Here is a 20,304-nt window from a genome sequence, read left to right as displayed (position 1 = left end):
AAGAACGTGGTCGAGTACCGGATCGACCGGCGCAGCGGCGTCGCCACCTATCTGCAGATCGTCCAGCAGACCCAGCAGGCCCTGCGCCTCGGTCTGCTGGAGCCCGGCGACAAGCTGCCCACGGCCCGCGAGGTCGTCGAAGCCACCGCGATCAACCCGAACACCGTGCTCAAGGCGTACCGCGAGCTGGAGCGCGAGGGCCTGGTCGAGGCCCGCCGCGGTCTCGGCACGTTCGTCCGCAGGACGCTCGGCGCGGCGGCCCCGGCCGACTCCCCGCTGCGGGCCGAACTCGCGGACTGGGCCCGCCGCGCCCGCGCCGCGGGCCTCGACCGCGAGGACGCGGCCGCCCTGTTCGGCGCCGTACTGGACGAAAACTTCCCGAAGGGGGACCTGTGAGTTCCACCAGCACCACCCCGGCCGTCGCCATCGAGGCGACAGGGCTCGGCAAGCGTTACGGCCGCCATGGCCGGACCGCCCTCGACATGTGCTCCTTCCGGCTGCCCGCCGGGCGGATCAGCGCCCTGGTCGGGCCCAACGGCGCGGGAAAGTCCACCCTCCTCGCCATCGCCGCCGGGCTCCTGCGCCCCAGCTCGGGGCACCTCACGGTCCTCGGCGCCGCCCCCGGCGCGCACCGCGACCGCGTCGCCTACCTCTCGCAGGACAAGCCGCTGTACCCGCAGCTCTCCATCGCGGACACCCTGCGCATGGGCGCCGAACTGAACCCGGACCACTGGGACGCCGCGTACGCCGGCACGATCATCGAGCAGGGCGACCTCGATCCCCGGGGCCGGGTCCGCTCGCTCTCCGGCGGGCAGCGCACCCGCGTCGCGCTCGCCCTCGCGCTCGGCAAGCGCCCCCGTCTGATGCTCCTCGACGAGCCGATGGCGGACCTCGACCCGCTGGCCCGCCACGAGCTGATGGGCACGCTGATGGCGGACGCCGCCGAACACGGCACCACCATCCTGATGTCGTCGCACATCGTCGCCGAACTGACCGACGCCTGCGACCACTTGCTGCTCCTGGGCGGCGGGCACATCCGGCTCGGCGGCGGCATCGACGACCTGACGGCCGCGCACAGCCTGGTCACCGGGCGCGGCACCGCCGCCGATCTCGCCCCGCACACCGTGATCGAGTCCCGCGCCGCCGGCCGCGGGCTCACCGCCCTGATCCGCCGCGAAGGACCGCTCGACAGCGCGTGGGAGGCGCAGGAACCGTCCATGGAGGAGCTGATCCTCGCCCATCTGCGCAACCCCGGCGCCCCGGCGCTGATCACCCCGGGCACGACCGCGTCCGCCGTGGCGGTGACGGCGTGACCTCCACGACCCCGGCCCTTGAACGCCCCGCCCAAAGCCCCGCCCGGCGCCGCATGCCCGGCCCCGACGGCCTCGTGTGGACCGTGCTGCGCCTGCACCGCACCGCGCTGTGGGTGTGGACCGCGTACATCGCCATCACGGCGGCCCTGCTGCTGTGGCTGTGGGGCCCCGGCGCGCATGCCGCGCAGAAGGCGTTCGAAACGTTCGGCTACAGCGGTGCGCAGGAGAACGCCTACACCGGCGGATTCTCGTTCTTCGGTCTCGGCGGCTCGTTCGACCACCGCTTCTACGGCATGTCCGCGCTGATCGGCTTCGCGTCGTTCGCCATAGCCCTCTTCGCGACGGGACCGCTGATCGCGCGCGAACTGGAGCAGGGGACGGCCACGCTGGCGTGGACCCAGTCCGTGTCCCCCGCCCGCTGGCTCGCCGCGAAGCTGGCCGTGCCCGCGGTGTTCATCACGCTCGGCACGGGCCTGCTCGTCGTCCTGTACCGGCTGGTGTGGAACGCGCACAACCATCTGCTTGTGGCGGGCATCGGCCCCCGCTCGTTCTACTTCTCGCTCGGCCCCGCCACCGTGGCGAGCGCCCTGTTCGGCCTCGCGGTCGGCGTCCTCACCGCCCTTGTCCTGCGCCGCACACTGCCCGCCCTCGTGGTCGCCGGCGTGGTGCAGTTCCTGGCCGGCGCGCTGCGCGGCAACAACTGGCCGTTCCAGCACTCACCGTTCTCGCGCCTGCAGCCCGAACTGCCCGTGTACAGCAAGGCGATCACGTCCTCGGGCGCCAGGGTCCCGGACCCCGGCTGCTACCTGAGCCAGAAGTGCCTCGACCGCCACGACATCACCGGCTTCACCCGCACCTACCTCCACTCGCCCGACTACTGGCCCCGCCAGCTCACGGAGACGGGCATCCTGCTCGCCCTGACCGCGCTCGCCGTCGTCGGCGCGTTCCTCGTCCTGCGCCGGTACCAGCCGAAGAACACCCACCGGCCGAAGAAGGAGACCGCAGCATGAGCACCGCCACCTTCTCCCCGTCGACCGGGCTGACCTGGACGGTCCTGCGGCTGCACCGGCTCGCCCTGTGGGTGTGGGTCGCGTACGTCGCGATCACCGCCGCGATGCTGCTGTGGCTGTGGGGACCTGGCAGCTCCGGATGGCACATCACGGGCAGGTGCGTCGCGGGCGTCATGAACGCCTGCACCGCCACGGGCCCGGGCGCCGGCACGTACACCAGCCTGCTCGGGCTCACCACGAGCCTGATCACGATCGTGCCCGCGATCGCCGCCGCCTTCGCGGGCGGAACGCTCATCGGCCGTGAGCTGGAGCGCGGCACGGCCGCCCTCGCCTGGACGCAGTCCGTCCCCCCGGCCCGCTGGCTGGCGGCGAAGCTCGCCGCGCCCGCCGCGTTCCTCGTCGTGGGCACCGGCATCCTCGTGGCGCTGCGCCGCCTGGTCGCCTCGGGGGCGAGCGGCCTGCCCGACAACCAGTGGTTCACCAACGGCGTCTACGGCTCCCTGGGCCCGACCGCCGTCGCGCTCCCGCTGCTCGGCCTGGCCCTCGGCGCACTCGTGGCGTTCATCTCCCGGCGCGTGATCACGTCGATGTGCGTCTCACTCGCCCTCTACGGCATCGTGATCACCGCGCTCGGCGAAATCCGCGGGCGCCTGTGGCCCCCCGTCACCGTCACCGGGAATGTCCGCGAGGGCTACCGGGGCTTCACCGGCCTCTTCCTCGACGAGGGCGCGGTCACCGGGAGCGGCGCCCACATCGCGGACCCGCTGTGCGTCGGGGACAAGGGCTGCCTGGCCCAGCACGACATCACCGGCTTCTACCGTGAATTCCAGCCGTCCTCCCACTTCTGGCCGCTCCAGCTCGTCGAAACGGGCATCCTCCTCGGCCTGACGGCACTCACGGTGACGGCGGTGTTCGCCCTCCTGCGCAGGAATCTGCGACCGTAGGCGACCGCGGGGCATGCCGGGGCGTCTGTGGACGTCCCCGGGACGCCCCGCCATGCCCCGCACGTCATGTCGCCGTAACCAACCATTCAGACGGGCTTGCCACCCTCACAGAATGCAGCCCGCCGCGCCCGACCCCACCGGGGTACCGGCGGAGCGCTCCCCGAACCCGAACGGGAGACTCCGCCTCACGCCCGCGCTCTCCGACGCGCCCATCGTGGTCCAGGCGCGGAAGAATGGGTCCATGAGCCAGCAGAACGCCCAGGACCAGGCCTCCGACCGGCAGGCGCAGCCGTCCGTCGGCTCCATAGCCGCGCACCGCCCGCACCCCGTCGCAGGCAATGACTTCAAGCCCGACCTCCCCGAGCTCACGGCCGACATCGACGCCGACCCCGACGAGTTCGAGGACTACAGCGCCGAGCTGCCCCAGGGCCGCTTCCTGGACCGGGAGCGCAGCTGGCTCGCGTTCAACGAGCGCGTACTCGAACTGGCCGAGGACCCGGACACCCCCCTCCTGGAGCGGGCGAACTTCCTGGCGATCTTCGCGTCCAACCTGGACGAGTTCTTCATGGTCCGGGTGGCCGGTCTCAAGCGCCGTATCGCGACGGGCGTCGCCACCCGTTCGGCCTCAGGGCTCCAGCCCCGCGAGGTCCTCGAGCTGATCTGGAACCGCTCGCGCGAGCTCATGGCCCGGCACGCCGCCTGCTACCAGGAGGACGTCGCCCCCGCGCTCGCCGACGAGGGCATCCACGTGGTGCGCTGGGAGGAGCTCACCGACAAGGAGCAGTCCCGGCTCTTCACGCTGTTCAAGCAGCAGATCTTCCCCGTGCTCACCCCGCTGGCCGTGGACCCCGCGCACCCGTTCCCCTACATCTCCGGCCTGTCCCTGAACCTCGCCGTCGTCGTGCGCAACCCGGTCTCCGGCCACCGCCACTTCGCGCGCGTCAAGGTGCCGCCGCTGCTCTCCCGCTTCCTCGAGGCCTCGCCGCAGCGCTACGTCCCCATCGAGGACGTCATCTCGGCGCCCAAGCACCTGGGCGAACTGTTCCCCGGCATGGAGGTCCTGGAGCACCACATGTTCCGGCTGACCCGGAACGAGGACCTGGAGGTCGAGGAGGACGACGCGGAGAACCTCCTCAAGGCGCTGGAGAAGGAGCTCATGCGGCGCCGCTTCGGCCCGCCGGTGCGGCTCGAGGTCGAGGAGACCATCGACCGATACGTCCTCGATCTCCTCGTGCGCGAGCTGAAGATCAGCGAGTCCGAGGTGTACCCGCTGCCGGGCCCCCTGGACCTCACGGGCCTCTTCGGCATCTCGAGCCTCGACCGGCCCGAGCTGAAGTACCCCAAGTTCATCGCGGGCACCCACCGCGACCTGGCCGAGGTCGAGTCCGCGTCCGCGCCCGACATCTTCGCGGCCCTGCGCGAGCGGGACGTGCTGCTCCACCACCCGTACGACTCGTTCTCCACGTCCGTGCAGGCGTTCCTGGAGCAGGCCGCCTCGGATCCGGACGTCCTCGCGATCAAGCAGACGCTGTACCGGACCTCGGGCGACTCGCCGATCGTCGACGCGCTGATAGACGCCGCGGAGTCCGGCAAGCAGGTCCTCGTCCTCGTCGAGATCAAGGCCCGCTTCGACGAACAGGCCAACATCAAGTGGGCGCGCAAGCTGGAGGAGGCCGGCTGCCATGTCGTCTACGGCCTCGTCGGCCTGAAGACGCACTGCAAGCTGTCGCTCGTCGTGCGCCAGGAGGGCGACACCCTGCGCCGCTACTGCCACGTCGGCACGGGCAACTACCACCCGAAGACGGCCCGTCTCTACGAGGACCTGGGCCTGCTCACCGCCGACTCGCAGGTGGGCGCCGACCTCTCCGACCTCTTCAACCGGCTGTCGGGCTACTCGCGCCGCGAGACGTACCGCCGTCTCCTCGTCGCCCCCAAGTCCCTGCGCGACGGCCTCATCTCGAGGATCAACAACGAGGTCCAGCACCACCGCGCCGGCCGCCCCGCCTACGTCCGCTTCAAGGTCAACTCGATGGTCGACGAGGCCGTCATCGACGCGATGTACCGGGCGGCGCAGGCCGGCGTACCCGTCGACGTGTGGGTCCGCGGCATCTGCGCCGTGCGGCCCGGCGTCGCGGGCCTGTCGGAGAACATCCGCGTACGGTCCGTGCTCGGCCGCTTCCTGGAGCACTCCCGGGTCTTCGCCTTCGGCAACGGCGGCGAGCCCGAGGTCTGGTTCGGCAGCGCGGACATGATGCACCGCAACCTCGACCGCCGCATCGAGGCCCTGGTCCGGGTCTCCGACCCGGCCCACCGCGGCGCCCTGAACCGGCTCCTGGAGACGGGGATGTCCGACACCACCGCCTCCTGGCATCTGGGTCCGGACGGGAACTGGGTCCGGCACGCCAAGGACGCGGAGGGCCGGCCCCTGCGGAACGTACAGGAGATGCTCATAGACGCCCGGAGGCGCCGGCGTGGCACAGCAACACCTTGAGACAACGGGAGCGGAGGGTTCCGCGGGCGAGGTCGTCGCGGCCCACCTGCGCGAGCAGGCCACGGAGTTCCTGCGCTCCCTGCGGCAGCACCGCGAGAGCGGCGGCGCCGCACCCGGGGGAACCGCCGAGGAGGCGGCCGACGCGGCGCGCGCCCTGCGCCGCTCGGCCCGCCGCATCAGCGGCACGCTCCACACGTTCCGTCCCCTCCTCGACCCCGAGTGGTCCGACGCGCTGCGCCCCGAACTGGCGTGGCTGTCGGGCACGTTGGCGCAGGAACACGCGTACGCGGGCCGCCTGGAGCGCCTGCTGTCCGCGCTGCACCGGCTCTCCGGCGCGCACGCGGTCCCGGCCCAGGCCCCCGCGGCTCTCGCCGCGCGGGTGGGCACGGCCCAGCTGGCGCGGGGCGAGAACACGGCCTCGGGGAATCTGACCGTGGGCGCGGCGAAGGCGGGCGCCCTCCTCGAGCGCCAGCTCACCCTCGCCCGGACCCGGGCCCACTCGACGGCGCTGCAAGCACTCGGCTCGTCCCGCTTCCACGCGGTCGCGGACAACGTCGCCGTACTCGCCAGCGAGGTCCCGCTGCGCGCCGCCCCGGCCGACCTCGACGCGCTGGCCGCCACCGCGGAGTCCCGCCTCGCCGAGGCCGTCGCCGCGCTCCCCCTCCACCGGGCGGGCCACCCCTACAACGCGGAGGCCCTCGTCCAGGGCCTCACCGCCGACACGGCGCCTCCGTCCCAGGACGCGCCCTGGCACCACGTACGCCTCCTGCTGCGGCTGCACCGCTATGCCCGGGAGGTCGTGCCGTGCGGACCCGGCGGCGGGCCGGCCGACGCGGAGACCGAGGCGGCCGCCGCGCTCGACCGGCACCGGGACGCCGCCGAGGCCGCGGCCGCCGCGGCCCAGGCGGCCCGCACCCCGCGCATCGCCCCGGCGACGGCCTACGCGCTCGGCGTCCTGCACGCCGACCAGCGCCACGAGGTGGAAGCGGCCCGTTTCGCCTTCCAGCGGGCCTGGCTGAAGGAGACGGTCCACACCACATGAGCAGCGGCGACGACACAATCCGCGCGGCCGGCTGCGTGCTGTGGCGCCGCTCCTCATATGACCACGTTCCCCAAGCTCTCACCTTCGATCGAGCGGGGGAGGCCCCCATTGAGATCTGCCTCGTCCACCGGCCCAAGTACGACGACTGGTCTCACCCCAAGGGCAAGCTGAAGCGCGGCGAAGAGGCCCTCGCGGCCGCGCTGCGCGAGGTGGCGGAGGAGACCGGCTTCCAGTGCGCTCCCGGCGCCCGCCTCCCCACCGCCCGCTACATCGCGAGGGGCCGGCCCAAGCGGGTCGACTACTGGGCCGCCGAGGCGACGGACGGCGGATTCACGCCGAACCGCGAGGTCGACCGCGTCGCCTGGCTCGCCCCGGCCGCCGCCCGTCACCGTCTGACCCAACCCCGCGACAAGACGCTCATCGACGCGCTGCTCAACGCCCTCCACCTGGCATAGTCGCAATAAGTATCCGCGCTGTCACGAAACGTCACACATTACCTCACCGCACCGACCGCCGAGGTTCACCCGCCGTTCACTCATGCCCATCGGTCGCTTCACCTGTCCTGCCTAATTTCGGCCTTACCCGGTGCGAGTCGCCCACAAGGGCGAACACCGCACCGCCTACCTGGAACGAACAGACTTCGCACGCCGTCCCGGATCTCCGACCGGCGGCTCCTGGAAGGAACATCCGAAAGTGAAGCTTCAGCGCAAGAACCGGCTCCGCGCCCTCTCCCTCGGCGCCATCGCCGTCTCCGGCGCCCTGGCCCTCACGGCGTGCGGCTCGGACGACACGAGCAAGGGCGGCGACAGCAGCAGCGCGCCCGCCGCCAAGGCCGGCAGCATCAAATGCGACGACGCCAAGGGCCAGCTCCTCGCGAACGGTTCCTCCGCGCAGGCCAACGCCATCCAGGCCTGGGTCAAGGCGTACACCGCCGAGTGCAAGGACGTTCAGATCAACTACAAGCCCGAGGGTTCGGGCGCCGGTGTCACGGCGTTCACCCAGGGCCAGGTCGCCTTCGCCGGCTCGGACTCCGCGCTGAAGCCCGAAGAGGTCGCCGCCTCCAAGAAGGTCTGCAACGGCGGCCAGGGCATCGACCTCCCGATGGTCGGCGGCCCGATCGCGGTCGGTTACAACGTCCCGGGCGTCGACAACCTGGTCCTGGACGCCAAGACCCTCGCCCAGATCTTCGACGGCAAGATCAGCACCTGGGACGACCCGGCCATCGCCAAGCTGAACCCCAAGGCGAAGCTGCCCAAGACCAAGATCCAGGCGTTCCACCGCTCGGACGAGTCCGGCACCACGGACAACTTCACCAAGTACCTCAAGGCCGCCTCCCCGGCGGACTGGAAGTACTCGGGCGGCAAGGCCTGGCAGGCCAAGGGCGGCCAGTCGGCGCAGGGCTCCTCCGGCCTCGCCCAGCAGGTCAAGCAGACCGCCGGCGCGATCTCCTACTTCGAGCTCTCCTACGCCAAGGACGGCATCAAGACGGTCGACCTCGACACGGGCGCCTCCGCGCCGGTCAAGGCCACCGTCGAGAACGCCACCAAGGCGATCTCCGAGGCCAAGACCGTGGGCACCGGCAAGGACCTCGCCCTCGAGCTGAACTACGCGACGAAGGCCGACGGCGCCTACCCGATCACCCTCGTCACCTACGAGATCGTCTGCGACAAGGGCAACAAGGCCGACACCTTCAAGGCCACCAAGTCCTTCCTCACCTACATCGCGAGCCAGGACGGCCAGGACTCCCTGGCGGCCCTCGGTTACGCGCCCATCCCCGCCGAGATCAACGCCAAGGTCCGCGAGACCGTCGCGAGCCTGAGCTGACCCAGTGTGCGGCCCGTCCCCGACCGGGGGCGGGCCGCACCGTCCGGTGCACCGCCGCCTGGAGCCGCCCGACCGCGGCTCCGCAGACCGGAGAACCCCATGGATATATCCACGAAGACGACTGCTCCACCCACTCCAGCCGACCCGCCCGCGCTGCAGAAGCGCGCGGCCCGCGGCGCCACCCGCCCCGGTGACCGGATCTTCCTCGGTCTCTCGCGCGGCTCCGGCATCCTGCTTCTGGTGATCATGGCCGCCATCGCGGTCTTCCTCACCTACCGCGCCTCGATGGTGCTGTCCAAGAACGACGGCAACTTCCTCACGACCTTCGAGTGGAACGCCAACGCGACCCCGCCGGTCTTCGGCATCGCGGTCCTCGCCTTCGGCACGATCGTCTCCTCGGTCATCGCCATGGTGATCGCCGTCCCGATCGCCGTCGGTATCGCGCTGTTCATCACGCACTACGCGCCGAAGAAGATCGGCGGCACGATCGCGTACGTCATCGACCTGCTCGCCGCCGTACCGTCCATCGTGTACGGCCTGTGGGGCGCCCTCTTCCTGGTGCCGCACCTCACCGGCTTCTACAGCTGGCTCGACGACTACTTCGGCTGGACCGGCATCTTCGAGTGGCAGGGCGGCGCCCCGCGCACCCTCCTCGCCGTCGGCATCCTGCTCGCGATCATGATCCTCCCGATCATCACGAACGTCAGCCGTGAGGTCTTCCGGCAGGCGCCCCTGATGCACCAGGAGGCCGCACTCGCGCTCGGCGCCACCCGCTGGGAGGTCATCCGCATGTCGGTGATCCCCTTCGGCCGCTCCGGCGTCATCTCCGCCTCGATGCTCGGCCTCGGTCGCGCACTCGGCGAGACCATGGCCGTCGCGACGGTCCTCTCCCCCAGCTTCGAGATCAACGCCAGCCTGCTCGACCCGGGCGGGGGCACCTTCGCGCAGAACATCGCCGCGAAGTTCAGCGAGGCCACCGAGCAGGGCCGTGACGCGCTCATCGCCTCCGGCCTGGTCCTGTTCATCATCACGCTGGTCGTGAACGGCGCGGCCCGCGCGATCATCGCCCGCCGCAAGGAGTACTCGGGGGCCAACGCATGAGCCACGCAACCATCACCCCGCCGGCCCCCGGCACCAACTCGCTGAGCGCCGCGCGCCTGCCGCGCTGGTCCCCGTACGCCATCGCCGTCGGCGCCGTAGCGATCGGCTGCGCGATCGGCCTGGGCGCCGGACTCGACAGCCGGATCCAGTGGGGTCTGATCGCCGCGGTCCTGTTCGTGCTCGGCACGTTCGGCATCGCCACCGCCGTCGAGGGCAAGCGCCAGGCCAAGGACCGCGTCGCGACCAGCGTCGTGTGGGTCGCGTTCATCCTCGCCGTGATCCCGCTGGTCTCCCTGATCTGGGAGACCGTCTCGCGCGGCGTGAAGGTCCTCGACGGCTTCTTCCTGACGCACTCGATGGGCGTCGTCACCGACTACGAGCCGGGCGGCGGCATCTACCACGCCATCATGGGCACCCTGGAGCAGGTCGGCCTCGCCACCCTGATCTCCGTGCCGATCGGCCTGCTCACCGCGATCTACCTGGTCGAATACGGCCGGGGCAAGCTCGCCAAGGCGGTCACCTTCTTCGTCGACGTCATGACGGGCATCCCGTCGATCGTCGCGGGCCTGTTCATCCTCAGCTTCTGGATCCTGATCCTCGGCTTCAGCTACTCCGGCTTCGCCGGGTCGATGGCCCTTTCCATCCTGATGATCCCGGTCGTCGTCCGCTCCACCGAGGAAATGCTCAAGCTCGTCCCGAACGAGCTGCGCGAGGCCTCCCTCGCGCTCGGCGTACCGAAGTGGCGCACGATCCTCAAGGTCGTCCTGCCGACGTCGATCGGCGGCATCACGACCGGTGTGATGCTGGCCGTCGCCCGTATCGCCGGTGAGACCGCGCCGGTGCTGCTGCTGGTCTGGGGCAACCCGCTCATCAACACGGACCCGTTCCAGGGACCCCAGTCCTCGCTGCCGCTGTACATCTACCAGCAGTACCAGAACAGCGGCGGCAGCCCGGCAGCGTACGACCGCGCATGGGCGGCGGCTCTCGTCCTCATCGCGTTCATCATGATCCTGAACCTGGTGGCCCGCGGCATCGCCCGCTGGAAGGCCCCGAAGACCGGTCGCTGACGCGGCCAATCAGCGACGTACTGGAAGTGAAGTAACCATCATGGCCAAGCGAATCGACGTAAGCGGACTCACCGCCTACTACAGCGCCCACAAGGCGATCGAAGACATCTCCATGACCGTGGAGCCCCGCTCGGTGACGGCCTTCATCGGCCCGTCCGGCTGCGGCAAGTCCACGTTCCTGCGCACCCTGAACCGCATGCACGAGGTCACCCCCGGTGGCCGCGTCGAGGGCAAGGTGCTCCTGGACGACGAGGACCTCTACGGCACCCACGTCGACCCGGTCGCCGTGCGCCGCACGGTCGGCATGGTGTTCCAGCGCCCGAACCCGTTCCCCACCATGTCGATCTTCGACAACGTGGCGGCGGGCCTGCGCCTGAACGGCTCGTACAAGAAGAGCGAGCTCGCCGACGTCGTCGAGAAGTCCCTCAAGGGCGCCAACCTCTGGAACGAGGTCAAGGACCGCCTCAACAAGCCCGGCTCCGGCCTCTCCGGCGGCCAGCAGCAGCGTCTGTGCATCGCCCGCGCCATCGCGGTCGAGCCCCAGGTGCTCCTCATGGACGAGCCCTGCTCGGCCCTCGACCCGATCTCGACCCTCGCCATCGAGGACCTGATCGGCGAGCTCAAGGAGCGCTTCACGATCGTCATCGTGACGCACAACATGCAGCAGGCGGCCCGCGTCTCGGACCGCACGGCGTTCTTCAACCTGTCCGCGGTCGGCCAGCCCGGCAGGCTCGTCGAGATCGACGAGACCGAGCGGATCTTCTCCAACCCGTCGGTCCAGGCCACCGAGGACTACATCTCGGGCCGCTTCGGCTAGACACCACCACCGACTCCTTGCGGTGCTGCATGGCGGTGCCACCGCAAGGCAAAGGGCCCGCCCCCTGGCTCCCGGGGGGCGGGCCCTCTTTTCGTACGGAGACTGCGTACTAGCCGAACGCCAGATTCACGACCCAGTAACTCGCCGCCGCGACCAGCGCCGCGGCCGGCATCGTAATGAACCAGCCGAGGACGATGTTCTTGGCGACGCCCCAGCGGACCGCCTTCACGCGCTTGGTGGCACCCACGCCCATGATCGCCGAGGTGATGACGTGCGTCGTCGAGATCGGCGCGTGGAACAGGAACGCCGAGCCGAACATGATGGACGCACCGGTCGTCTCCGCCGCGAAACCCTGCGGCGGGTCCAGCTCGATGATCTTGCGCCCGAGGGTCCGCATGATGCGCCAGCCACCCGCGTACGTACCGAGCGACAGCATCAGGGCGCAGACGAGCTTGACCCAGACCGGGATCGGGTCGCGGTAGGTCTCGTGCCCGGAGATGACGAGGGCCATCACCACGATGCCCATCGTCTTCTGCGCGTCCTGCAGACCGTGGCCGAGCGCCATGCCGGCGGCCGACACCGTCTGCGCGATACGGAAGCCGCGCTTGGCCTTGTGCGGGTTGGACCGCCGGAACAGCCACAGGATCAGGCACATGACGAGATAGCCGACGATCAGACCGATCACCGGCGAGGTGAGCATCGGGATGACGATCTTGTCGAGCACGCCGGACCAGTAGACGGCCGTCCCGCCGGCGAGCGCCGCGCCGACCATGCCGCCGAACAGCGCGTGCGACGACGAGGACGGCAGCCCGAAGTACCAGGTGACCAGGTTCCAGATGATCGCGCCGACGAGCGCGGCGAAGAGGATGCCCATCCCCTTGCTGCCCTCGGGCGTGGCGATGATCCCCTCACTCACCGTCTTGGCGACACCGCTGCCCAGGAAGGCACCGGCGAGGTTCATCACCGCGGCCATCGCGAGCGCCGCCCGAGGCGTCAGCGCACGCGTGGAGACCGACGTGGCAATCGCGTTCGCCGAGTCGTGAAAGCCGTTCGTATACGTGAATCCGAGCGCGACGCCAATCGTCACGATCAGTGCGAAGGTGTCCATGAGAAGGCCTCAGGACTCCTTGACGGCGATGGTCTCCACCGTGTTCGCCACGTGCTCGAAGGCATCCGCCGCCTCTTCGAGCACATCCACGATCTGCTTGAGCTTCAGGACCTCCATGGCGTCGTACTTGCCGTTGAAGAGGTGCGCGAGCAGCTTGCGGTGGATCTGGTCGGCCTGGTTCTCGAGGCGGTTGACCTCGATCCAGTACTCGGTGAGGTTGTCCATGGTCCGCAGGTTCGGCATGGCCTCGGCCGTCAGCACGGCCGCGCGCGCCAGAACCTCGATCTGCTGCTCCACACCCTTGGGAAGCTCTTCGACCTGGTAGAGGACGACGAGGTCGACGGCCTCCTCCATGAAGTCCATGATGTCGTCGAGGGACGACGCGAGCTTGTAGATGTCCTCGCGGTCGAAGGGCGTGATGAACGAGGAGTTCAGCTGATGGAAAATCGCGTGGGTGGCGTCGTCACCGGCGTGTTCCGCTGCCCGCATCCGCTCCGCGATCTCGGCCCGGGCGGAGGAATCCGCCCCGAGCAGTTCCATCAGGAGTTTCGAGCCCGTGACGATGTTGTCCGCGGATGCGGCAAACATGTCGTAGAAGCTCGTCTCCCTGGGGGTCAGACGAAAGCGCACGTGGGGTCCTCGGGGTGCTTTGGATTCGGTCAGGCTGATGCTAGGCGCATCATCCGGCCACGGCTAACCGGCAATACACCAGTGTCGCCCATCAGGCACTGTGGTCAGCACGGGGTCCCGCGAACCCGTCGGACACCTTCGGAATTCGGTACCATATACCCACTAGGGGTATACAACGGGAGGACGCGATGACCACGGAAGCGACCGAGATCGTGGCCGACCACGACGGTGAGACCGTGACGGACCACGACCGTGGAATCCACGGATACCACCACCAGAAGGCCGAGCACCTCAAGCGCCTGCGCCGCATCGAGGGCCAGGTCCGGGGCCTGCAGCGCATGGTCGACGAGGACGTCTACTGCATCGACATACTCACGCAGGTCTCCGCTTCCACCAAGGCCCTCCAGTCCTTCGCGCTCCAGCTCCTCGAGGAGCACCTGCGCCACTGCGTCGCCGACGCGGCGGTCAAGGGCGGCGACGAGATCGACGCGAAGGTCGAGGAGGCGACGAAGGCGATCGCGCGGATGCTGCGCACGTGAGACGCCCGGGACGCGCACCGCGCGCCCTGCCCCTGTGAGAAACGTGACCCGGAGCCGGGGCGCGCCGGACGACCGGCCGCGCCCCTCACGGGTTCAGGACTCCCCGGGATCCTCGTCCCGGGGCTCCCGGGGCCACCGTTCCTCGGCGACCCTCAGCACCTCGTCGATACGGTCCGCACTGAGCCGGTCCTCGCCCGCGGCCGAAGCCGCGATGATCAATTCACCGCACAGCTCGATCTCGGCGAGGGCGACATAGTCATGAACCACCGTGCCGCCCACCGGAGCCACGTTCATCACCTCTTCCAGCCGTAAGCCGTAGCCGTAACCGGCTTCCTAGAGTAGGGAGCGGCCTACGCACTGCGCATGGCACGGACGGACCATTTCCGGACGGCTAATTCTCGGCGATCTTCCCGGCGAAGATGTCCTTTGTGTCGGGAAGTTCGATATTCGCCGCGACCCCGAAGCCGTAGAGCAGAGTGGTGGACGCCACGTCGACGACGTCCCTCTTCCCGCCGTGCCCCTTCCCGTTCCCCTTCACCGCAGTCGTCACCTTCGTATTCACGAAGCTGAACCGGTGCCGCACTTTCCTGATCCGGCCCTCGTCGTCGAGGTACACGTCGAACGGCACCTGGTCCTTGGCGAACCCTTTCGCCGCGGCCGTCAGGGACTGCCGGCTGGCGGGGGAGGCGGCGTGGGCGGCGGCCGCCATGTCGACGGTCCCGCGGTAGTGCCGCACGTCCGTCCCGGCGAACTTGCTCTCCCCCACATACGTCACCTTGCGCGCGCCCCGCAGCAGTTCGGCGGCGGCCAGCGGATCCGTGGCCCCGCCGGTGACCAGGTTCCCGTCCGACATGGTGGCCGTGTCGACCCGCACCCACTTGTCGGCAGGCACCCCCGCACCCCGGTTCTTCATGTACAGGGCGCCGGGCGCGAGGAGTTCGGTGATGGGCCTGTGCTCCTCGGCGCCGGAAGGATCCTGCGGGAGCACCACCTTCAACTGCCCGACGCGCGCCCGGTAGTCGTAGACGCCCTCGCCCCTGATCGTGACGCGGGTACCGCCGCTCGCCATCTCCATGGACGTACGGGCCTTGGAACTGCCCTCCCTGACCAGGCGGTCGGCCGCGTCGTGGACGGCGGCGGCGGAGTCGGCCGGGCTCTCGTTGTCCGCCTCGGCGGCGGGCGAACAGCCCGTGGTGAGGCCCATCACTCCGACCGCCGCGGCCGCTGCGACCGCCCGTGCTGCGCGTCCGTGCTGCACCATCGCCTGTCTGCCCCCAAGCCCTGTCAATCCGAGCGTCCGCGGCCCCTCTGTCGACCGGATAACGACGATTGCCTGCGCCCGTCACGCGTACCGTTGGGCTGTGGCACACGAGCAGTCCGAACTCCCCGCAGCTCACCGAACGACCACGGCCGAACAAGGCCGCTTCTGCATGGCCCGCTGCACGTGCGGCTGGCGCGGCCCCTCCCGCAGAGCCCGCTCGAAGGCGAGAAGCGACGCCGAGGAGCACGCCGCCCGCCCCTGACCCGACCGCCCGGCGTGGAACCCCGCGCTCCCCGAAGACGTCTCGTACCCCGGGAAGCAACGGGAGGCGTCCATGGATCGGCGTACGTTCATCGCAGTCGGCACGGCCACCGTCACGGCAGCCGTGGCCACGGCATGCAGCACCGGCACGGCGGGGGCCGGCGGCGGCCGGGCGACGCCCGGCGCGACCACCGGCGCCCCCATCCGCACCACCAGCGCGAGCGCCACCGCCGCGGCGAACCTCAAGGCGCTCGCCAAGGACCTCGACGGCACGCTCGTCACCCCCGGCCAGGCCAAGTGGGCGGCCGCGCGCCAGCTCTACAACACCCGCTTCGACAGCCTGAAGCCGACCGCCGTCGCCTACGTCGCCCACCCCGACGACATCCGCACCACGCTCGCCTACGCACGGGCCCACCACGTCCCCGTCTCGATCCGCAACGGCGGCCACTCGTACGCGGGCTGGTCGTCCGGCGACGGCCGCCTGATCCTCGACGTGTCCAAGCTCTCCGCGATCAGGGCCTCCGGGGGCGAGGCCGTGGTGGGCGCGGGCGCCAAGCTCATCGACGTGTACCGCGCGCTCGCCGCGAAGGGCGTCACCATCCCGGCCGGCTCCTGCCCCACCGTCGGCGTCTCCGGCCTCACCCTCGGCGGCGGCCACGGCGTCGTCTCCCGCGCCTACGGCCTGACCTGCGACAGCCTCACCCAGGCCACGCTGATCACGGCGGACGGCAAGCAGGTCGTCGCGGACGAGAGCGAGAACAAGGACCTGTTCTGGGCCCTGCGCGGCGCGGGCAACGGCAACTTCGGCGTGGTCACCGAGCTCCGCTTCCGCACGCACCCCGCCCCGCAGGCCGTCTCCGCGTACATGACCTGGCCCTGGTCGAAGGCCACCGCCGTCCTGAAGGCCTGGCAGGAGTGGGGCCCCTCGCAGCCCGACGAGATCTGGTCGTCCTGTCACATCGCGAACGCCGTCGGAGGCCGGCCGACCATCTCGGTCGCCGCGTTCTCGCTCGGCACGTACCGCGAGCTCCAGAACGCCGTCGACCGCCTCGCCGACGGCCCCGGCGGCCCCGGCCCCGCGTCGAACGTCTCCCTCAAGCGCCGCTCCTACGAGGAGTCGATGGAGGTGTACGCGGGCTGCTCGGCGTTCGCCGAGGACGCCATGTGCCATCTGCCGGGCACGACCCCGGGGCGCAGCACGCGGGGGGCGCTCGGGCGCGAGACGTACGCGGCCCGCTCCGACTTCTTCGACCGCTCGATCTCCTCGGTCGGCATCCGCGCCATGTTCGCCAGGATGGAGAACGTCACCTCGGGCGCCGGCAGCATCGCGCTGACCGCGCTCGGCGGGGCGATCAACCGCGTCGACCCGACCGCCACCGCGTTCGTGCACCGGCGCTCCCGGATGCTCGCGCAGTACATCGTCTCCTGGCAGGCCGGAACGTCCGGCTCCACGGCCCGCGGCTGGCTGGATTCCGCCCACGCGGCGATGCGGCCGTACGCGTCGGGGGCGGCGTACCAGAACTACACGGACCCGGCACTGACGAACTGGCGCAAGGCGTACTACGGCGACGCGGCCACACGCCTGGCGACGGTCAAGAAGCAGTACGACCCGAACCGCTTCTTCACGTTCCCGCAGGGGCTCTGAGCGCGCTCGCAGCTGAGCGCCCCGTCAGGGGCGCGGGGCCGTGTCGACCGTTCCGGCGGTACCCGACACGGACGGCCCACCCAACACGCCCTCAACTGGCCCAAAGCAGCCCGCAGGGTTCCGCTGGGACCATGAACAAGCCCCGAATACCCCGAATAAGCCGAATACGCCGCATGCCCCGCACAGTCGCCGTCCTCGCGATCGCCGCCGCCTCGCTCGCCCTGGGCGTCACGACCGCCGCCGTCACCGACGACGGCTCGGAACACTCCGGTTCGGGCACCCTCGCCGTCGCGTCCGGCGCCGTGGCGCTCGCCGCCGCGGCCGGCGGTACCGTCCTGCTGTGCCGACGTGAAGCAGAGAGGGCTAAGCGGCCAGATCCCGCTCTTCGGACTCCCGAGGCTCAGGAATCTCCACCGTCTCCTGAGACTGCGCCGCACCGCTAGGCGACCACACCAGCCACCGCAGCCGCGTCGTCCGCCCGACGGCGCGCGCCAGCGGGGTGAGCAGCGCGGACGCGAGCGGCGACAGGAGCAGTGCCACCGCCGTGCCGAGGGCGAATCCGCCGACGACGTCGGTCGGGTAGTGCACTCCCATGAAGACCCGGCAGAACCCTTCGAGCACCGCCAGCCCCAGACCGATGAACCCGAACTTGCGGTGGGCGACGAAGAGGCCGGCGCCGATGGCCATGGCGAGCGTCGCGTGGTCACTGACGAAGGAGAAGTCCGACTTGCCGTCGACGAGGACGTCGAGGCCCTCGTGGTCGGTGAAGGGCCTGGGCCGCTCGACGAAACCGCGGATCGGCACGTTCACCAGGACGGCGATTCCGGCCGCGAGCGGGGCCCATACGACGGAGGCGACGGACGAGGCGGCGTCGTCGAGCGAGTCCCGCTTCCGCACGCCCCACCAGCACCACAGGGTGAGCAGCACGAGCGCGAGCAGCAGACCGTACTCACCGACGAACGCCATGGCGCTGTCGACCCAGCCGGGGGCGTCCTTCGCCAGGCCGTTGATGTCGTAGAGCAGACCGACGTCGGGGTTGGACCCGGAGGCCCCGAGTGCCGAGAGTCCAGCCAGTCCAGCCATCTCGCCGCGGCCCCTTCGTCTTGCTGCTCAGTGGGCGCACACGGTCGTGCGCCGCTCGTCCACCCCCGTGGTCATAGATCCGCGGTCTTCGTCGATCCGCGATCGGCTCAGGAAAAGGAACGCACGGCACCCTCCCCTTCGTTCCGCACTCCACCGAATGATCACGCAGACGTTATCGAAGAGAGACACGAAGCCGCAGCTCAGGGCAGGGCTCTCACGGAGAGTTCCGGCCACATCACACTTGGGAGTTCCCGGCCGGCCTCTCGCTCGGCACCGCCTTCGCACCATCCTCGGTCACCCGCGTCGCCCCGAAATAGTCGGGTGTATCGACCGGGTCGAACCGGATCACGGCACCCGGCCGCGGCGCGTCGATCATGTAGCCGCCGCCCACATAGATCCCGACGTGCCGGATCGCGCGGCTGTCGGTGAGGTCGTCCGAGAAGAAGACGAGGTCCCCCGGCAGCAGCTCGTCCCGCTTGGGGTGCGGCCCGGCGTTGTACTGGTCGTTCGCGACGCGCGGCAGCCCGATCCCGACCTCCCGGTACGCGGCGAGCGTCAGCCCCGAGCAGTCGAACCGGCCGCCCTGATCGGCGGTCCCGTTCCCGCCCCACAGATACGGGGTCCCGAGCTTCTTCTGCGCGTAATAAATAGCCCCCGCCGCCTGCTGCGACGGCTGCACACGGCCGGCCGGCCGCGCGAAGCTCTTCTCCAGGTTCGTGATCGTCTTCACGTAGTTCTGCGTCTCGCGGTACGGCGGTACGCCTCCGTACTTGATGACGGCGTACGCACCCGCGTTGTAAGCGGCGAGCATGTTCTCGGTCTGATTGCCCGGCGCGTCCTTCACGTACTTCGCGAGCGAGCAGTCGTACGAGGCGGCGGACGGAATGGCGTCCTTCGGATCCCAGATGTCCCGGTCCCCGTCCCCGTCACCGTCGACCCCGTGCGCGGCCCACGTCCCCGGGATGAACTGCGCTATCCCGAGCGCCTTCGCGGGACTCTTCGCGTTCGGGTTGAACCCGCTCTCCTGATACAGCTGAGCGGCGAGCAGCGCCGGATTGATCGCGGGGCAGAGGTTCCCCCACTCCTGCACGATCGACTGGTACGCGGAGGGCACGGCCCCCTTGGCGAGCCCCACGGCCCCCTTGCCGACCCCGCTCGCGAGAGAGCCTGCGGCCATGTACGTACCGACGACGAGCAGCGTCACGAACCCGGTCCCCCCGGCGGCGAGCGCACCCCCGACGACCCACGCCTTACGCACCGTCAACCGCCCCTCGAAGCCCGGTAGTACGCCGGGCCTCAGTCTAGGTGGGCAGCGTTCTCACCGGCCCTCATGACGAAGACGCACCCCCCGGATTGTCCGAATCACGCACGCCGGACCCCACGTCACCAGGTCCCCCCGACCCGACCATCGCCCGCGCCATCTCACCCGACGCCGCGTCGCCGCGCTCGACGACGACATCGCGCGGGGGGATGTCCGCGTAGCCGGTGGGCGACTGGGGAAGCCCGGGCAGCGCGAGAGCGCACCCCGCAAGGACGAGCATGCAGCCGACCGCGACCGCCATGAGCGACCTGCCTTTGAGCAGGCCCCTGTCGGGTAACCGCCATCTGCCGCACGCCGGTTGGTCACTCATGACGCACCAGCATGGCGATCAGGACCCTCACCGTCCACGGCTTCCCGCACACTCGGCCCACAGCAGCTTCCCGCCCTGCGCGTCACCGAGCGCATACGCGCCCCACGCCTGCGCGCAGGCCCGGACCAGGTGCAACCCCCGCCCGCCCTCCGCACTTTCGGGCGGCACGTCCCCATTGCGGACGGGCCCGAAGCCGGGCGGAATCCGGGGGTTCGAATCCCATACGGCGACCCGGAGCCGCCCGGGATCAACGGCGGCGGGCCCGAGTCGCAGGGCGTAAGGGCCGGTGGTGTGGAGGTGGGCGTTGGTGAGAAGTTCGGAGGCGAGAAGTTCGGCGTCGTCGGAGAGGTCGGCAAGGCCATGGGCATCGAGGACCAGCCGGAGGGTGGCGCGGGCGATGCCGGGGGCGCGGGGGTCGTGGGGGAGATGGAGGGCGTAGGTCCAGGGGGGCGGGGATACGGTTGCCATCGAGCCTGTCTCCTTACGGAGGAAGGGAGTTGGACGGTGCCCAGTGACCGGGCCGCTCCGTCGAGCGGG

The 20,304-nt window shown here is 70.3% G+C and carries 20 protein-coding genes; 13 read left to right on the top strand and 7 right to left on the bottom strand.

Going from position 1 to position 20,304, the window contains the following annotated elements; all coding sequences use genetic code 11:
• The first annotated feature begins 6 nt into the window (after window positions 1-6).
• The 11 genes from ACWIGU_RS17125 (at window position 7) to pstB (ending at window position 11,609) form a co-directional block, all read left to right on the top strand.
• The gene (locus ACWIGU_RS17125) at window positions 7-396 is read left to right on the top strand and encodes a GntR family transcriptional regulator (protein WP_454402365.1); all 390 of its coding nucleotides are present in this window, start codon (window positions 7-9) and stop codon (window positions 394-396) included.
• Entirely contained in the window at window positions 393-1,313 is a 921-nt protein-coding gene (locus ACWIGU_RS17120) for an ABC transporter ATP-binding protein (RefSeq protein ID WP_454401677.1), read from the top strand. The genes ACWIGU_RS17125 and ACWIGU_RS17120 overlap by 4 nt, the downstream gene beginning before the upstream one ends.
• A complete protein-coding gene (locus ACWIGU_RS17115) occupies window positions 1,310-2,323 on the top strand; it encodes a hypothetical protein (protein WP_454401675.1) in 1,014 nt (337 codons plus the stop codon). Before ACWIGU_RS17120 ends, ACWIGU_RS17115 begins: the two co-directional genes overlap by 4 nt.
• Window positions 2,320-3,267, top strand: coding sequence for an ABC transporter permease (locus ACWIGU_RS17110; protein WP_454401674.1), 948 nt, complete (start codon window positions 2,320-2,322; stop codon window positions 3,265-3,267). Before ACWIGU_RS17115 ends, ACWIGU_RS17110 begins: the two co-directional genes overlap by 4 nt.
• Before the next feature lie 112 nt (window positions 3,268-3,379).
• On the top strand, window positions 3,380-5,758 hold the full coding sequence (locus ACWIGU_RS17105) for an RNA degradosome polyphosphate kinase (RefSeq protein WP_454401672.1): 2,379 nt from the start codon (window positions 3,380-3,382) through the stop codon (window positions 5,756-5,758).
• Window positions 5,739-6,800, top strand: a complete 1,062-nt coding sequence (locus tag ACWIGU_RS17100) for a CHAD domain-containing protein (protein ID WP_454401670.1) — start codon at window positions 5,739-5,741, stop codon at window positions 6,798-6,800. The genes ACWIGU_RS17105 and ACWIGU_RS17100 overlap by 20 nt, the downstream gene beginning before the upstream one ends.
• The gene (locus ACWIGU_RS17095; protein WP_454401668.1) at window positions 6,797-7,255 is read left to right on the top strand and encodes an NUDIX hydrolase; all 459 of its coding nucleotides are present in this window, start codon (window positions 6,797-6,799) and stop codon (window positions 7,253-7,255) included. The genes ACWIGU_RS17100 and ACWIGU_RS17095 overlap by 4 nt, the downstream gene beginning before the upstream one ends.
• A 238-nt stretch (window positions 7,256-7,493) precedes the next feature.
• Window positions 7,494-8,624 carry a phosphate ABC transporter substrate-binding protein PstS gene (gene pstS, locus ACWIGU_RS17090; RefSeq protein WP_454401666.1) on the top strand — a complete coding sequence of 377 codons (1,131 nt, stop codon included), beginning with the start codon at window positions 7,494-7,496 and terminating at the stop codon, window positions 8,622-8,624.
• Window positions 8,625-8,723: 99 nt separating this feature from the next.
• Window positions 8,724-9,725 (top strand): phosphate ABC transporter permease subunit PstC, encoded by a 1,002-nt coding sequence (gene pstC / locus ACWIGU_RS17085; RefSeq protein ID WP_454401665.1) that lies wholly within the window; start codon window positions 8,724-8,726, stop codon window positions 9,723-9,725.
• On the top strand, window positions 9,722-10,792 hold the full coding sequence (gene pstA, locus ACWIGU_RS17080) for a phosphate ABC transporter permease PstA (RefSeq protein ID WP_454401663.1): 1,071 nt from the start codon (window positions 9,722-9,724) through the stop codon (window positions 10,790-10,792). Before pstC ends, pstA begins: the two co-directional genes overlap by 4 nt.
• A gap of 40 nt (window positions 10,793-10,832) precedes the next feature.
• Window positions 10,833-11,609 carry a phosphate ABC transporter ATP-binding protein PstB gene (gene pstB, locus ACWIGU_RS17075; protein ID WP_454401661.1) on the top strand — a complete coding sequence of 259 codons (777 nt, stop codon included), beginning with the start codon at window positions 10,833-10,835 and terminating at the stop codon, window positions 11,607-11,609.
• A 109-nt stretch (window positions 11,610-11,718) separates the two neighbouring features.
• Here pstB and ACWIGU_RS17070 read toward each other — a convergent pair whose 3' ends face one another.
• On the bottom strand, window positions 11,719-12,717 hold the full coding sequence (locus ACWIGU_RS17070; RefSeq protein ID WP_454401659.1) for an anion permease: 999 nt from the start codon (window positions 12,715-12,717) through the stop codon (window positions 11,719-11,721).
• Window positions 12,718-12,726: 9 nt separating this feature from the next.
• Window positions 12,727-13,347 carry a DUF47 domain-containing protein gene (locus ACWIGU_RS17065; protein WP_356273697.1) on the bottom strand — a complete coding sequence of 207 codons (621 nt, stop codon included), beginning with the start codon at window positions 13,345-13,347 and terminating at the stop codon, window positions 12,727-12,729.
• A 188-nt stretch (window positions 13,348-13,535) separates the two neighbouring features.
• Between ACWIGU_RS17065 and ACWIGU_RS17060 the strand changes: the two genes are divergently transcribed.
• Complete coding sequence (locus ACWIGU_RS17060) at window positions 13,536-13,886, top strand: metal-sensitive transcriptional regulator (protein ID WP_454401657.1); 351 nt, start codon at window positions 13,536-13,538, stop codon at window positions 13,884-13,886.
• Window positions 13,887-13,979: 93 nt separating this feature from the next.
• Here the strand turns inward: ACWIGU_RS17060 and ACWIGU_RS17055 are convergent, their stop codons facing one another.
• Complete coding sequence (locus ACWIGU_RS17055; protein ID WP_454401655.1) at window positions 13,980-14,180, bottom strand: hypothetical protein; 201 nt, start codon at window positions 14,178-14,180, stop codon at window positions 13,980-13,982.
• Window positions 14,181-14,277: 97 nt separating this feature from the next.
• The gene (locus tag ACWIGU_RS17050; protein WP_454401653.1) at window positions 14,278-15,147 is read right to left on the bottom strand and encodes a hypothetical protein; all 870 of its coding nucleotides are present in this window, start codon (window positions 15,145-15,147) and stop codon (window positions 14,278-14,280) included.
• 334 nt (window positions 15,148-15,481) lie between these two features.
• Between ACWIGU_RS17050 and ACWIGU_RS17045 the strand changes: the two genes are divergently transcribed.
• Complete coding sequence (locus tag ACWIGU_RS17045; RefSeq protein ID WP_454401651.1) at window positions 15,482-17,053, top strand: FAD-binding oxidoreductase; 1,572 nt, start codon at window positions 15,482-15,484, stop codon at window positions 17,051-17,053.
• 363 nt (window positions 17,054-17,416) lie between these two features.
• On the opposite strand, the gene ACWIGU_RS17040 is transcribed toward ACWIGU_RS17045, so the two are convergent.
• The 3 genes from ACWIGU_RS17040 to ACWIGU_RS17030 all read right to left on the bottom strand — a co-directional run bounded on the left by ACWIGU_RS17040 (window position 17,417) and on the right by ACWIGU_RS17030 (window position 20,235).
• Window positions 17,417-18,136, bottom strand: a complete 720-nt coding sequence (locus ACWIGU_RS17040; RefSeq protein WP_454401649.1) for a phosphatase PAP2 family protein — start codon at window positions 18,134-18,136, stop codon at window positions 17,417-17,419.
• Window positions 18,137-18,371: 235 nt separating this feature from the next.
• A complete protein-coding gene (locus tag ACWIGU_RS17035; RefSeq protein ID WP_454401647.1) occupies window positions 18,372-19,394 on the bottom strand; it encodes a C40 family peptidase in 1,023 nt (340 codons plus the stop codon).
• Between the two features lie 400 nt (window positions 19,395-19,794).
• Entirely contained in the window at window positions 19,795-20,235 is a 441-nt protein-coding gene (locus ACWIGU_RS17030; protein ID WP_454401645.1) for an ATP-binding protein, read from the bottom strand.
• Window positions 20,236-20,304 lie beyond the last annotated feature (69 nt).

This window comes from Streptomyces sp. NPDC055400 (assembly GCF_053644375.1).
This window is presented reverse-complemented; position numbering and strand designations above follow the sequence as displayed.

What these genes read in the sequence shown, in the direction of transcription:
- ACWIGU_RS17055 (WP_454401655.1), bottom strand. Translation starts at nt 14,180, where the DNA reads ATGAACGTGGCTCCGGTGGGCGGCACGGTGGTTCATGACTATGTCGCC.
- ACWIGU_RS17045 (WP_454401651.1), top strand. Translation starts at nt 15,482, where the DNA reads ATGGATCGGCGTACGTTCATCGCAGTCGGCACGGCCACCGTCACGGCA.
- ACWIGU_RS17060 (WP_454401657.1), top strand. Translation starts at nt 13,536, where the DNA reads ATGACCACGGAAGCGACCGAGATCGTGGCCGACCACGACGGTGAGACC.
- pstA (WP_454401663.1), top strand. Translation starts at nt 9,722, where the DNA reads ATGAGCCACGCAACCATCACCCCGCCGGCCCCCGGCACCAACTCGCTG.
- ACWIGU_RS17105 (WP_454401672.1), top strand. Translation starts at nt 3,380, where the DNA reads ATGCAGCCCGCCGCGCCCGACCCCACCGGGGTACCGGCGGAGCGCTCC.
- ACWIGU_RS17110 (WP_454401674.1), top strand. Translation starts at nt 2,320, where the DNA reads ATGAGCACCGCCACCTTCTCCCCGTCGACCGGGCTGACCTGGACGGTC.
- pstC (WP_454401665.1), top strand. Translation starts at nt 8,724, where the DNA reads ATGGATATATCCACGAAGACGACTGCTCCACCCACTCCAGCCGACCCG.
- ACWIGU_RS17040 (WP_454401649.1), bottom strand. Translation starts at nt 18,136, where the DNA reads ATGGCTGGACTGGCTGGACTCTCGGCACTCGGGGCCTCCGGGTCCAAC.
- ACWIGU_RS17050 (WP_454401653.1), bottom strand. Translation starts at nt 15,147, where the DNA reads ATGGTGCAGCACGGACGCGCAGCACGGGCGGTCGCAGCGGCCGCGGCG.
- pstB (WP_454401661.1), top strand. Translation starts at nt 10,833, where the DNA reads ATGGCCAAGCGAATCGACGTAAGCGGACTCACCGCCTACTACAGCGCC.
- ACWIGU_RS17095 (WP_454401668.1), top strand. Translation starts at nt 6,797, where the DNA reads ATGAGCAGCGGCGACGACACAATCCGCGCGGCCGGCTGCGTGCTGTGG.
- ACWIGU_RS17030 (WP_454401645.1), bottom strand. Translation starts at nt 20,235, where the DNA reads ATGGCAACCGTATCCCCGCCCCCCTGGACCTACGCCCTCCATCTCCCC.
- ACWIGU_RS17070 (WP_454401659.1), bottom strand. Translation starts at nt 12,717, where the DNA reads ATGGACACCTTCGCACTGATCGTGACGATTGGCGTCGCGCTCGGATTC.